The organism is Ruegeria sp. C11 (assembly GCF_056537725.1).
This window is the reverse complement of sequence record NZ_JBQFSB010000002.1, coordinates 114,860-128,732: the sequence shown is the minus strand read 5'-3', so window position 1 is coordinate 128,732 and position 13,873 is coordinate 114,860. Positions and strand designations below refer to the sequence as shown.

Sequence of the window (13,873 nt, the reverse complement as noted above, 5' to 3'; positions counted from 1 at the left end):
TCAGAAGCAAGGCGCTTGGGCTAAAAATGCCGGTACCCGGCACAGAGTTGCCATGCCTTTTCGCCGGCGTAGAAGGCGTGAATGGCACGGGTGCACTAGCCACCATCAGTTTGCGTGATGCCCTGATAGTTAGAGTTTGAATATGGTGGTTGTTCCGTTGATATCGATGCTTCCGATTTTGGCCAGACTGACGTGCTTGAAGCTGCGTAGAACGAACACGAGTACCCATGTTAAGCGCGTCACCTTCAAGTGAAACACAGCGATCCCACTGTTTGGAATTGTCTCTGCATTGCGACGCTTCTTTGATCACCAATCGTGTCGCAATAGACAAAACAGATGGCTCTAGGCAACAAAGCATGTCTTGCCTGAGTTGCGCGCGCAATATGGGTGTATTTCTGTTTGGCGCTTTGTTTTGATACCTGTCAGGTCGGGAGGTTTCGGGGGGAATGTTCCTGCCTCTTCGTCAAATCTGCTTCTTTGGGCGGTCTGCGCTGGTCCGAGCCTTGACAATGCAGGTATCTGAATGAAACCCTTGAACTGTCGGGAGAGAAAGGAATTTCAGGCGTTTGCGCCATTGAACGGTGCGCGTTTGATCTGTATTGGCCTCCATCTCGGATGGGTCGGACAGGTCGCAAAGTCGTTCTTCCGTCCACTGAATAAATACCTGGGAGTACATAAATGAAAAATAGCAGCAAGCTTAGCCTCGGCGCCATTGTAACGGCGGCGTTCATGGCACCGGCCGCTTACGCGGAAGAGTTCATCACCATCGGTACCGGCGGTGTGACCGGCGTTTATTATCCGACCGGTGGCGCTGTCTGCCGTCTGGTCAACAAGGGCCGAAAGGAACACGGCGTTCGCTGTTCGGTCGAATCGACAGGGGGATCTGTCTATAATATCAACACCATCCGCGAAGGTGAGCTGGAGTTTGGTGTGGCACAATCCGACTGGCAGTTCCATGCTTATAACGGCTCGTCCAAGTTTCAGGATGCGGGCAAGTTCGAAGACCTGCGCGCCGTGTTTTCGATCCACCCTGAACCCTTTACCGTCGTAGCGCGTGCCGATTCCGGGATCACAACCTTTGATGACCTCAAGGGCAAGCGGGTGAATGTCGGCAACCCCGGTTCCGGTCAGCGTGGCACCATGGAAGTGGTGATGGGTATGAAAGAGTGGGGCATGCAGGACTTTGAGCTTGCAACCGAACTCAAGGCTGCCGAACAGTCCGCCGCTCTGTGTGACAACCAGATTGACGCCATGGTCTACACCGTTGGTCACCCATCGGGTTCGATCCAGGAAGCAACCACTGCCTGTGACTCGGTTCTGGTCAGTGTTGAAGGTGCCGGAATCGATCGTCTGGTCGATGAAAACACATTCTACCGCAAAGCCACCATCAAAGGCGGCACCTATCGCGGCAACCCGGATGACGTAAGCACATTTGGTGTTGGCGCAACGTTGGTGACTTCGGCGAATGTATCGGACGAGGCGGTGTATACGCTGGTTTCGTCAGTCTTTGAAAACTTCGACGACTTCAAGAAATTGCACCCTGCGTTTGCCAACCTGACACCGGAAGAAATGATCAAGGATGGCCTTTCGGCCCCACTGCACCCGGGTGCTGAAAAGTACTATCAAGAAAAAGGCTGGCTGAACTAAGCCACCCATTAAAATTCTACGAGGCGCCTCCAAAGGGCGCCTCGTGGCAACCCGGTAAACCGGGGCAATAATGCCGGCACAACGGCCGCTGGACGGGGAGATACGTTGATGAGCACTGACCAACAGGGCAATCGTCCTTTATCCGAAGAGGAACTACAGGAGCTGGTTGCCTCCTCGGACGCCGGTGCCCGTGATCCGGCTGGCATGGTTGGGCTAACGCTTGCGATCATCGCAGTGAGTTGGTCGCTTTTTCAGGTTACTCTCGCATCTCCGTTGGCTAACTACCTTTTGCCGGGTGCGGTAAGTAACAACTCACGTCTGATCCATCTAGCCTTCGCGCTTATGCTTGGTTTCATGGCCTATCCGGCTATGGGGCAGGAAAGCAGGAACTTTCTGAAGTTCTGGTTGAGTCATTTGGGCACTGCTCTGGGACTGGGTAGCTTTGCACTTGCTCTGTTTATGGCGGTGTCTCCCGATCTTACCGCGCTTTTGGGTCTCCCTTCCGATCTCAGCCTTGGGGTGTGGGTTGCACTTTCAGCCATCATTGCGATTGCGTTGATTGCTCCGACGTTTCTGAATGGTTCCGGAGAGCCGATGGCGCTGGAACGGGTATTTAGCGCGGTTGGTCTTTTAGCAGCGATCGCGACCCTGACTTATGGGGCCATGGCAATTTTGGTCCAGTACGCCACGGACAGCTTTTCAAGCACGGCGCAAGTGGCGTGCATTGTCATAGGCGTGGTAATTGGTGCGCTGATTGCGGGTAGGTATCTTCTAAGGGAAGAATACGACGGCAGCGGTTTCATTCCGGTTCAAGACTGGGTTCTTTGCGGGGCAGGGGTGTTCTCGGCGCTGTATGGCTTTTTGTTCTATGAGAAAATTGTTGATAGCGGTGGATTGGCCGACGATGTAGACAAGTTCTTTGCACTTGCAGGCTTGTTGATCCTGTTCGAAGCGGCGCGCCGGGCCCTGGGTCCCGCAATGGCGATCATTGCCACCATTTTCCTCGCCTACGTATTCTTTGGGTCTTCCGAATGGGTTCCTGACGTCATCCGTTGGAAAGGCGCGAGCCTGCAAAAGGCGATGAGCCATATGTGGATCACCTCCGAAGGAGTTTTCGGCATCGCTTTGGGGGTGTCAACCAAGTTCGTTTTCCTGTTCGTCCTGTTCGGCGCATTGCTGGAAAAGGCAGGGGCAGGGAATTACTTCATCAAAATGGCGTTCGGCGCTTTGGGTCACCTGCGCGGTGGTCCGGCGAAGGCTGCTGTGGTGGGGTCGGCTGCAACTGGCCTGATCTCAGGCTCATCGATTGCAAACGTGGTTACAACCGGCACCTTCACCATCCCGCTGATGAAGCGCGTGGGCTTTACCAGTGAACAGGCCGGATCGGTTGAGGTTGCATCCTCGGTCAACGGTCAGATCATGCCGCCGGTGATGGGCGCCGCGGCCTTCCTTATGGTGGAATACGTTGGCATCTCATACGTCGAGGTGATCACGCATGCCTTCCTGCCCGCCGCGATTTCTTACATCGCGCTGGTTTATATCGTTCACCTGGAAGCGGTGAAGCGGAACATGCCGACGCTGGGGGATCGAGAAGTTCACCTGGCCCGAACAATCGTGGGAATGTTGTCATTCTTCGTTGTATTCGCAGGACTTTGCTACAGCTCTCAGTTCCCTGTCGAGGCAATCACGCAATGGGCGCCATCGCAGGCGGGTCTGATCCTCAGTGCGATTGTCTGCATCGTCTATGTCGCGTTGGTGTATCTCGCCGCGCAGGTGCCGGATCTTGAACCCGATGATCCGAATGCCAAGGAAGTTTCCCTGCCGATTATCAAGGACATCTACAAGGCTGGTCTGCATTATCTGCTGCCGATTATCGTTCTGGTCTACTTCCTGATGATCGAACAGAAGTCGCCGGGTCTGTCGGCCTTTTGGGCAACTGCGCTGCTGTTTGTGATCCTGCTGACCCAAAAACCGCTCAAGGCCGTATTTCGTGGTCAAAGCAACATGGCCGCGACCTTCATGGAAGGCGTCAGTGATCTGTGGCATGGCCTGATTGTTGGTGCGCGGAACATGATCGGCATCGCTCTTGCAACGGCAACCGCCGGGGTGATCGTTGGTACGGTGACCCTGACCGGTGTCGGACAAGTGATGGCCAATCTGGTTGAATTCCTTTCCGGCGGCAATTTGATCCTGATGCTAGTGATGGTTGGCCTGCTCAGCCTAATTCTGGGCATGGGGCTGCCGACGACAGCAAACTATATCGTCGTAAGTTCGCTGATGGCGGGTGTTGTTGTCGAGCTTGGTGCGCAGGACGGCCTGATCGTTCCGTTGATCGCCGTGCACCTGTTTGTTTTCTACTTTGGCATCATGGCGGACGTTACGCCCCCTGTCGGATTGGCAAGCTTTGCGGCTGCTGCTGTGTCAGGTGGCGATGCGATCAGAACTGGTTTCACAGCGTTCTTCTATTCGCTGCGGACCGTCGCGCTGCCATTCGTGTTCATCTTTAACACCGATCTGCTGCTGATCGATGTCACGTGGGTTGAGGGCATAATCGTCGCCATCTCGGCAACGATCGCGATCCTTGTCTTTACTGCCGGAACAATGGGCTATTTCATTTCGCGCAGCCGTATCTATGAAAGCGTCGCGCTGATCCTGGTTGCCTTTGCCCTGTTCCGACCGGATTTCTTAATGAACTATGTGTCGCCTCCTTATACAAACGTTGCGCCTGCCCAACTGGTGCAAACGGTAGGAGAAGCGTCACCTGGTGACGAAATCCGCATTGTCGCAAGCGGACCCGATTTTGATACCGGTGAAATGGTCGATACTACTGTCGTTCTGACCGTGGGCTCCGAGGAAGGCGGCCAGGCACGTGTTGACGCCATGGGTCTGCTGCTGATCGAAGAAGATGGCATGGTCAAGCTGGATGAGCCGATGTTTGGCACACCGGTGTCGGATGACATGGATATCTTTGACTACTATGGGGATGAGCCGGTTCAGCTCACTTCTGTCAGCGTGCCTGCAAGTCAGCCGCCGAAAGAGCTGATGTTCATTCCGGCGCTGATCCTTCTTGGACTCATCGCCTTTCTGCAACGCGGCCGTGCCGCCAGACAAGAGGTTCCCGCATGACAAATTCAGTACTCTGTGCAGTTGACCTCAGCAATGGTGATCACGACGCGGCGGTTCTGCGTCAGGCGGCAAAGCTTGCTGAGCTTGAAGGGGCGCAACTGGATGTTGTGACGGTTTTGCCGGATTTCGGTGAAAGCTGGGTGTCCGGTTTCTTTGAGCCCGGGTTCCACGAAAACGCGGTCAAGGAAGCTCAGGCAAACCTGCTGCGCCTTTGCGTTTCGACGCTGGGCGAGGAAAAAAATGCTTCGGTCCGGCATGTCGTGGCAACAGGAACGGCCTATCAGGAGATCCTGAACACGGCTGAGAATGCAGGTAGTGATCTGATTGTTATCGGGGCGCACAAACCCGAATTCAGGGATTACCTTCTGGGCCCGAATGCCGCTCGCGTCGTTCGCCACTCCACGGTTTCGGTCTACGTGGTTCGATAACGCACCGGTCTCGCGAGGTCGGCACAATTCTGCTATTGTGCGACCGGGGGAGACGAGATGGAACGTCGTTTGGCCGCCGTAATGGCATCCGATATGGTCGGGTACTCCAGGCTGATGGAACTGGATGACGAAGCTACGCTTGCGCGGCAAAAACGCCACCGCAAGGAATTGATCGACCCAACAATCGCGACCAACCGGGGCCGGATCGTAAAGACCACCGGCGATGGCCTTTTGGCCGAATTCCATTCGGCGCAGGATGCCGTGCGTTGCGCCGTGGATATCCAGTCCCAGATGAGTGAACGCGAATCCGGACAAGCGGATGATCGCAGGATCAAGTACCGGGTCGGAATCAATCTGGGTGATGTGATTTTCGACGAATCCGACATGTTCGGAGATGGCGTCAATGTTGCCGCTCGCCTTGAAGGATTGGCGCAGCCCGGCGGCGTGTGCATCTCGGACATCGTTCATCAGACGGTTCAAGGCCGTTACGCCGATGATTTTCGTGATCTTGGAAGTCAAAGGGTCAAAAACATCACGCGACCCATTCGGGTCTGGCAATGGGCACCGGAACAGCCAACAGAACGCCCCAAATCGCATCTTGCGCACAACCAACAGATCGAATTCTGCACCTCAGCGGACGGGACACACATAGCCTTTGCGAGTGTGGGACAAGGATTTCCAGTGTTTAGGGCGCCGCACTGGCTGAACCACATCGAGTATGAATGGCAAAGCCCTTTCATGTCCCCATTCCTGACCCGGTTTGCCGAAAACCATCGCTTTGTCCGGTTCGATCAACGTGGCAACGGTTTGTCCGACTGGGACGTCGACCGAATAGATGCCGATGCCATGATCGAGGATATGGAAGCTGTGGTTCAGGCTGCTGGCTTGGAAAAGTTCGCCCTGTTCGGTATTAGCCAGGGGGCAGCGTTCTCCATTAGCTACGCCCATAAACACCCCGAGCAGGTTGCCTGCCTGATCTTGTTCGGCGGGTACGCGCAGGGACGCCTTATGCGGAACGACCCTGAGGAAGTTAAATTATACGATGCAGCAAGGCTTATGATCCGTGAGGGGTGGGGATCGGACACGCCAATCTATCGAAACTTTTTCACCTCAGCCTTTCTGCCGGACGCGCCAATTTCCGTGCAGGAGAGTTTTGATGAGTTGCAACGTGTAACTGTCACCGCAGAAAACGCGGGTAAGATCTATGAAATGAATGGAAAAATAGATGTGCGGACGCTGGCATCCGAACTGAAAGTGCCCACAATGGTCTTGCATTTCACCGGAGATCGCGTGGCCCCACTGTACCAGGGGCAATTGCTGGCAAGACTTATCCCCGGTGCGCGGTTCGTAGAGCTGCCGGGCAACAATCACGTTGCTATCGAAGGGCAGCCGGGATTCGAATTGTACTTCGAAGCGGTTGAACCATTTATCAGCGAAAATTCGTAAATACTGCTCAAACTTAAGAGGATGCGAAGCGTTTACGCACCTCTCATTGATACCCTGTCATTTCCAGATATCCGCGACCGAGGTGACTGCCGGATACTTCGACAGGACCTTCCCAATAAGAAAAGGTTGTTCCCATCCATGCATCGGGGTTCATCGCCTGTACCTCTATATCCAGATTTCGTTCCGGCAGGTTGATCCGCCATTTGATTGGTATGTCACGATCGGCAACTGATGCGGATTGCAATGGTGTAAACGAAATTGCTTTATCGGGCAGGACGGTTGTGGTGCCATCTCTTGCAATCCATGTGGCCGAGGTGAAGTCTCCACGCCCGCCGCGCAGGCGAAATGCCATCAGGCGCTCGCCAGTGTCGAAGTTGAGCGAAAACCAATCCCACCCGGTCTGATCCTCAGCCAAAGGCTGCGACGACCACTCCCGATCAAGCCAAGCCTCGCCGGACACTGGAACTTCGCCATCAGGCAGATTAAGGGTTCCGGTCACGGAATACGCAGGTTGTGAATAGTAAAAACTTGCCTGTCCCGCGGCGGATTTGACCGAAAAACCAGCGTCACCATGAAAGACCAGTGGTCCTTGGGCCCGAAGGCTCAGGTCGTATCCAAATTCCTGCCCTCTAGCCGTCAGATGAATGGTGTTGATGTCGGGGCCTTTCATCTGCCACTCGTCTATCCATGCGGCAAACGGGGTGGCTTTGACACCAGCCTGACCGATGCCACCACGGGCGAGGCGTTCGTCAAAGTAGTGTTCGGTTGGTGTCGTAATCGCAGCATGCCCCATCCACAACTGCGGGCTTTGCCAGCCTTCCTGTTCAAAAGGCTTCAACGCCGACCGAAACAGGGTCCATTGAATGCCGTAGTCGTTCCCATCCTTGTCTTCCAATGTGGAAGTCACGTACCACCATTCAATCCGAAACGCTGGATGCGGGCCATGATCGGCGGGAAACTGGAACTCATAACCCGCGTAAGGGACGTCGAAACCTTCTGCGTCTCCACCCAACCCCGCAAACCCCTGAGCCAGAGCGGCGATAGGCGCCAGAAGAAAGGTAAGAAGCAGCTTAACGTTCATTGGCAAACACTTTCAGCAAATCAGCTGGCGGCAACCGACGCAGCCGCAGGGCGGGCAGTGCCGCCGCTATTGCCGCCGCAAGCAACGTCAGCAGCAACAAGCGAATCCAGTCCATGGGGAACAGGTGCATAGGAAGCCGCCATCCAAATGCCTCGACGTTTATGACCACAAGCAAAACCCAAGCGAGAACAAGGCCCAAAGGGAGCGCAAGGCAACAGGTCAGTGCGGCAAGCAACACGCTGCGTAGAATTTCCAGTGTTGCCAGCCGACTTCGGGTCATTCCCAGCGCCCAGACTGGCGCTACCTGCGGTAAGCGCTGTGTCCAAAGTGTAAGCAGGCTGGTCAAAATAGCAAAACCAGCAACGCCCAGTGTCAGGATATTCAGGGCCGAGGTCACAACGAATGTCTTCTCGAAGATGGATAGCGATTGCGCTTTCATGGCAGCCTGATGAACCACAGCCCGATCGGGGAGTTCGAATTGCTTACGCAGAGACCGGGCAAGATCGGTGGCGCGGTCTGGGGAAACGCGAATGCCAAACCGGCGATGAGGGCTAGTCGGGAAATGTGCGGTAAACTGATCCATCGAGACGATGGCTTGCCCGGTTGGATTGCCATAATCCGAATAGACTCCGGCGACCACCAGCTGCCAGTCGGGCGACAGCAAGATAGTTGAGCCCGGCCAAAGATCGGCCCTGCGCGCCAGTTGTTCATTGATTAGAACAGCGTTGCCTGAGGCCACCTTGTCCCAGGCATCAGGATCTGCCGCTATCAAGGGCCATTTTTCCCGATAAGTCTGATCGTCAACGACTCCGTATAGAAACAACGGTCCTGTCTCATGGCTCATTTCGACCCGCCTTATTGGCAGCACCGCATCCACCTGTGGACTTAACCACTGGGTGATTTCCAAGCCTTGCTGGTCGTTTACTGCCGTAACATAAAGCTCGGATGTCAGTCGCTGATCCAGCCAACCGGTGAATGTCAGGCGAAAACTTGATACCATGGTTCCGACGCCGATATTGGCCGCCAAGGCGAGAAGCAAAGCCATAAGAGCGAGCGACAACCCGGGTAGTTGGGCAAGCATATCCGCCCATATCCATTGAAAAACAGGGCTTTGCGCGCGTGTTTTAAAGCCTCGCAAAAAGGTCGAAAGCACAAGGGGCAGTAACAATGCCGCGCCGGTCAGAATTCCTCCAAGCATGAGGAAGCCCGGAACAAGGCCGCCAAAGCTCCAAAAGACCAAGATACCAGCTCCTATCAGCAGCAGGCCCAGATAGCCGGGCAGAGGGTTTGCAGTACCGCTGGAACTCCATGCCTGCACCCCGGGGCTCGCCAGTAGCGGCATCTTGGCTAAACGCCACAGGGATTGGCCACTTGCAAGCAGAGTACCACCCACGGCCATCAATAAACCCGCGGCCACCCAAGTCGGCCGGAGGGCGAGTTGCCCGTCAATCGGGGCGCCGTACAGCCCCCGCAGGGTTGCTGCTACATCCGGTAGCAAACCTCCGGCGATGAAAAAGCCCAACAACAATCCCAACACGCCGCCGACTAATGCCAAAAGCGTCAATTCCCCAAGGATCAGCCAGATCAGCAGACGCAGCGAAAGGCCAAGTGCGCGAAGTGTGCGGATCATGCTGCGACGCTGCGCGAAGGCAAGGCCGACCGTTCCGTGAACGATGAAGAGACCGACAGCAAATGACAGTAGACCAAATGCTGAAAGGTTCAGGTGAAAGCTGTCCGTCAGTTGCGCTGTGTCCATCTGTGACGATGCAGTGATCCGTTCCAGTTCAGGGGCGATTTCCGCCAAAGGCGGAATCCCTTTGGGCTGATTTGGCAGAACGACAAGACGAGATATCTGGCCGGGCTTGGCCAGCAACTTTTCGGCGACACTGATATCCGTCAGGATCAGATCAGGGGGCAAAGACGCTGACACAATGACCGGTGGTAAATCTTCCTGATCGCCAAGTACAGAAACCAGATCAGGACGGGCCAGTAATCGACCCGGAGGTGTCAGGATGTCCACTAGGTCAGGCGGTGTATCGCCCCGATCGGTCTGGGTCATTGCCGGTAATGCCGGATAAGCAATCATATCGACGCCCATTAGGCGCAAGGTGCGATCTCCGACCCTGAATGGCCCCTCAAGCACTGCCGCGACCTGCCATCCGGCTCGGCGAAGATCGATATATCTTTCCAGCGGGATAAGGCCGTTTCGGTCGCGCAACTCGTCGAACTGACCGATGGCAAGCTGGGCGTTAGCCCGGGCATAGCTGGCGCGGGCCTCGGCATTTATTGCCTGAACGGCAGACCACAGGCCGGTGGCAAGTGCAATGCCGATAAGCAATGTGGCCAGTTGCAGAATATGCGCCCGCCAATGCGACAGCAAAACCTGCAACGCCGGGCCGATCATGAGATCTTTCCGCCAGCCAGATGCGCGTGCCGGTCCAGTTGCCCGGCAATTTCACTTGAATGCGTGACCAGTAGCAGCGCGACACCTGCATCCCGCACCAGTTCCAGCATAAGCTTCATCACGACGCCACTTGCGGTTTCGTCGAGATTGCCGGTCGGTTCATCCGCCAAAAGTAGTTTGGGCTTTGCTGCCATCGCCCGCCCGATTGCGACCCGTTGTTGCTGGCCGCCCGACAGATGTTCAGGATAACGGTCGCCCAATTCGGAAAGGCCAAGCCGATGTGCCAACTCGTCGGTCCATTCGGCGTCAAAGCATCCGGCCAACCGCGCGTGAAAAGACAGGTTCTGCGATACGGTCAGCGAGGGAATCAGGTTATATTGCTGAAACACTAACGCAACGGTGCGGCGGCGCAGCTCGGCCCGTCCGGAATCGCCCAGACCGGACAGGCGAATACCGTCCAGCAGGATTTCCCCCTGATCAAAACTGTCCAATGCCCCCGCAAGGTTAAGAAGGGTGCTCTTGCCGCTGCCGCTTTCGCCTGTAAGGGCCAGTGTCTGGCCATGGTCCAAATTTAGGGACACGTCCTTAAGAACCGGTCTGCTGCCGGGATAGGTCTTAGTAACTTGATTTAACTCTAAAAGCATTCTGACGTTCACCTTGCGCCTGACACAATGTGCAGCCACCGCGCGCTGTGTCCAGTAGAGACATGTGGGGTATTGCCATTCGTCGCAGGGCAGGGCAGTGGAACGCACGTGCAGGGGTTGCCCCTAACAGGGCTGCGGGTCATTCTGACCGCGCAATTGGTGCGCTTTTTGGAACCGGGGTTTCGTGACATGACGTTGTCGCAGCAGATATTTTGGGGCAGCGTCTATCTGGGCCTTTGTTTCCTGATTGAAATTGGCCTTTTGACATGGTGCACCATCATGATCCGCCGCCTGCTGGACAGATGGGAAGGCAAAGGGCAAGTCCTTAGAACGGCCGGTCCGGTTTGCATGGCATTGGCGTTCATTGTTGCGACGCACACCATACAGGTATGGATCTGGGCGATTGTCTGGGTTTTGGGCGATGTGCTGCCGGATTGGAACTCTGCTCTGTACTTCTCGCTCGTTACATTCACGACCTTGGGGTATGGCGATATCGTTCTGGGTGAAGGATTGCGCATTTTTGGTGCGTTTGCTTCTGTTACCGGCCTGTTGGCCTTTGGTCTTTCTACCGCCTACATGGTTGCCCTGATGACCCGCGTGTTCGAAGAGCGGTTTCTGTCCTAAAGGATCGGGGCAAAAAGGCGCGCAATGGGCGCCCCATGCCGAATATAGGCCGGTTGTTGATGAAGAGAGCGCACAAGCTCGTAGCTTGAGTTGAAATCGTCTTGCAGCATCTGACTGATTGCAACTGCAGCTTCTTCATCAAAAAACAGGGCCATTGCTTCGAAATTGAGCCTGAAGGAACGATTGTCCAGATTGGTGGTGCCAACCGCACCCAGGGTTTCATCCACGACAAAAACCTTCTGGTGCATGAAGCCGTCTGTATAGCGAAACACCTTGGCGCCACAGTCCCGGATTTCATCGAAGTAGGCAAAAGCAGCCAGCCATGGAATACGGTGGTCGATCACTTCGGGCACCAGAATGCGAACATCGACGCCGCGCAGCGCTGCATGCTGCAAGGCGGTCATGATGTCGAGATCTGGAATGAAGTAGGGTGACGCAATCCAGATCCGTTCCTTTGCCGCCGCAATGGCGGAAAAAAACATCATCGCACCGGTTTCCGTGTCATCCCCCGGTCCCGTTGCAACTAGCAGGGCATTCATGTCCCGTTCTGCGTCGGAACCATTCCAGTCAACCAGATCAATCAGGTCTTCGTTCCGGGCCCAATGCCAGTCTTCGGCAAAAATAAGTTGCAACTGCCTAACGATCGGGCCGTGCAGTTGAACATGAGTATCGCGCCAAGGCCCGAATTTGGGATTTTGACCAAGATACTCGACGCCAACATTGTGTCCGCCGATAAAGCCGATCTCTCCGTCAACGACAACGGATTTGCGGTGGTTGCGATAGTTGAGTTGGAACCTGAAATTCGGTCCCCTCTGATCCCGCGGATCTGCGACATCAATCCCGTTTTGGCGCATCCGGTCAAAGTAGTCATTGGACAGGCCATAGCTGCCGACACCATCCGTCATAAAGCGTACGTGCACGCCCCGTTTCGAAGCGGCGATCAGACGGTCCTGAAGTTCCACGCCCAGTTCATCGTCGCGAATAATATAAAACTGAATCAGGATGTATTTTGTAGCCCTATCTATGGCGTCGAAAATGGCCTGAAAGGTCGCTTCGCCGTCGATCAAAAGATGGGCGTCATTCCCACGGGAAACAGGCAGGTGGGCCAGGGCTTCGAAAGGGCGGGGGTTTATCCGCATCGTGGCCGGGTCAGGTTTTGCTATATCGGCAAAGTTCTTGATCCCTTCGACAACCCGCTCGCTTTCCTTGCGGGCAATTCGATAGCCGCGGAAGCGATGATGGCCGAGGAACAGATATAGCGGCACCGCAAACAGAGGCGCGGACAAAAGAAATACCACCCACCCAACCGATCCCTGCGGTGTCCGTGACGTCTGAGCGGCGCGCACCGAGCAAAAGACGGCAGAGCCATAAAGCCCAATAACAAAAGCTGAAACGAGGGTGGTCCACATGATGGCCCGGCTTCCTGAATGATTACTTCGAGCCAGTGTAGATGCGAGACCAGTCTTTCTCCATATCTATGATTAACCAACCCATCCCGGGGCCTTTATCCAACCCGTCAACTAGGCGTCCAACGGCGCTTTCCCTATCATAGGCCCATTCACGATTTTCATCGGTATGGTGCACCAGAAGCCCCAGACGAGGCCCTTCTCCGGCGGTTGTCCATTCGAGCATCGCAAAATCCCCGTCTGAATTGCCGCCTGCCAATATGGGGCGCTTTCCTATGGTGCGCTCAATATTGATCGGCTTGCCTTCCTTGTCATCGACAAATGCAATGCCCGGAGTCTTGCTGATGGTCGGCACACCGTCGATCAGTGAATAGGTGCTGTTGGCATAGGTTCCGAGAACCTGCTCGGGTGGAATGCCATATGCCCTTTCGGCAAAGACACGCATGAAATGCACGCCACCGCCCGAGACGATATAGGTCTTAAACCCTTCATCGCGCAGGTATCTCAACAACTCGGCCATTGGCTGGTAAGTCATTTGATCGTAGGCCAGATCTGTTTCGCCGTGACGAGAGGTAAGAAGCCATTCTGAAACTGATTGCTGGAACTCGTCGACGGTCATACCCGCATGAGACGCGTTGACCACGTCCAGCAGGGCCTCCATTCCACCCGCCGCAATCGCTTCTAGATCGCCCCGGGTGGCGGCTTCGAGTGCGGGGCTTGTCACGATTGAAGGATCTTCCTGTGCCAGTTGGGCAACCTGATCCATGGCATAGATAAGCTGAAAATACACAGGCTTCTCGGCCCACAATGTTCCATCGTTGTCAAAAACCGCGATGCGGTCAGCCGGAGTCACATAATCCGGCGAGTCAGCGTCGGTGACAGATTCGACGAATTCAATAATCCGGGATTTGGTTTCAGTCTCATTCCACGAGGGCAGGGGATCGCCAGCTGCGGCGGATGCGGCAAAGAGTGCTGCCAGACAAATGCTTGCAATTTTCATCAAAACGCCTCCGTCAAAATGCCAGCGAGGGCCGCAACATACTTTTGCGGCCCTCGCCGATTGTATC

Annotated in this window: 10 protein-coding genes; 5 read left to right on the top strand and 5 right to left on the bottom strand. The window is 55.3% G+C overall.

Features of this window, described 5'->3' with window-relative positions; all coding sequences use genetic code 11:
• Positions 1–678 precede the first annotated feature (678 nt).
• The 4 genes from ACR0NA_RS03900 to ACR0NA_RS03885 all read left to right on the top strand — a co-directional run bounded on the left by ACR0NA_RS03900 (position 679) and on the right by ACR0NA_RS03885 (position 6,647).
• Positions 679–1,647, top strand: a complete 969-nt coding sequence (locus tag ACR0NA_RS03900) for a TAXI family TRAP transporter solute-binding subunit (protein ID WP_170655692.1) — start codon at positions 679–681, stop codon at positions 1,645–1,647.
• Positions 1,648–1,755: 108 nt separating this feature from the next.
• Positions 1,756–4,773, top strand: coding sequence for a TRAP transporter permease (locus tag ACR0NA_RS03895; RefSeq protein ID WP_480726212.1), 3,018 nt, complete (start codon positions 1,756–1,758; stop codon positions 4,771–4,773).
• A complete protein-coding gene (locus ACR0NA_RS03890) occupies positions 4,770–5,201 on the top strand; it encodes a universal stress protein (protein ID WP_170655688.1) in 432 nt (143 codons plus the stop codon). Before ACR0NA_RS03895 ends, ACR0NA_RS03890 begins: the two co-directional genes overlap by 4 nt.
• Before the next feature lie 57 nt (positions 5,202–5,258).
• Positions 5,259–6,647 carry an alpha/beta fold hydrolase gene (locus ACR0NA_RS03885; protein WP_480726210.1) on the top strand — a complete coding sequence of 463 codons (1,389 nt, stop codon included), beginning with the start codon at positions 5,259–5,261 and terminating at the stop codon, positions 6,645–6,647.
• Positions 6,648–6,690: 43 nt separating this feature from the next.
• Here the strand turns inward: ACR0NA_RS03885 and ACR0NA_RS03880 are convergent, their stop codons facing one another.
• Genes ACR0NA_RS03880 through ACR0NA_RS03870 form a run of 3 tightly spaced genes read right to left on the bottom strand, consistent with a single transcriptional unit; the run spans position 6,691 to position 10,776 of the window.
• Positions 6,691–7,728 (bottom strand): lipocalin-like domain-containing protein, encoded by a 1,038-nt coding sequence (locus ACR0NA_RS03880; RefSeq protein ID WP_480726208.1) that lies wholly within the window; start codon positions 7,726–7,728, stop codon positions 6,691–6,693.
• The gene (locus ACR0NA_RS03875; RefSeq protein ID WP_480726206.1) at positions 7,718–10,132 is read right to left on the bottom strand and encodes an FtsX-like permease family protein; all 2,415 of its coding nucleotides are present in this window, start codon (positions 10,130–10,132) and stop codon (positions 7,718–7,720) included. Before ACR0NA_RS03875 ends, ACR0NA_RS03880 begins: the two co-directional genes overlap by 11 nt.
• A complete protein-coding gene (locus tag ACR0NA_RS03870) occupies positions 10,129–10,776 on the bottom strand; it encodes an ABC transporter ATP-binding protein (RefSeq protein WP_480726205.1) in 648 nt (215 codons plus the stop codon). Before ACR0NA_RS03870 ends, ACR0NA_RS03875 begins: the two co-directional genes overlap by 4 nt.
• Before the next feature lie 189 nt (positions 10,777–10,965).
• Here ACR0NA_RS03870 and ACR0NA_RS03865 point away from each other — a divergent pair, with 189 nt between their 5' ends.
• Positions 10,966–11,400 (top strand): potassium channel family protein, encoded by a 435-nt coding sequence (locus tag ACR0NA_RS03865; RefSeq protein ID WP_480726968.1) that lies wholly within the window; start codon positions 10,966–10,968, stop codon positions 11,398–11,400.
• On the opposite strand, the gene cls is transcribed toward ACR0NA_RS03865, so the two are convergent.
• Complete coding sequence (gene cls, locus ACR0NA_RS03860) at positions 11,397–12,809, bottom strand: cardiolipin synthase (RefSeq protein ID WP_480726203.1); 1,413 nt, start codon at positions 12,807–12,809, stop codon at positions 11,397–11,399. The genes ACR0NA_RS03865 and cls overlap by 4 nt on opposite strands.
• A gap of 22 nt (positions 12,810–12,831) precedes the next feature.
• Positions 12,832–13,806: an HAD family hydrolase gene (locus tag ACR0NA_RS03855; RefSeq protein ID WP_480726201.1), complete on the bottom strand. Its 975-nt coding sequence runs from the start codon at positions 13,804–13,806 to the stop codon at positions 12,832–12,834.
• Positions 13,807–13,873 lie beyond the last annotated feature (67 nt).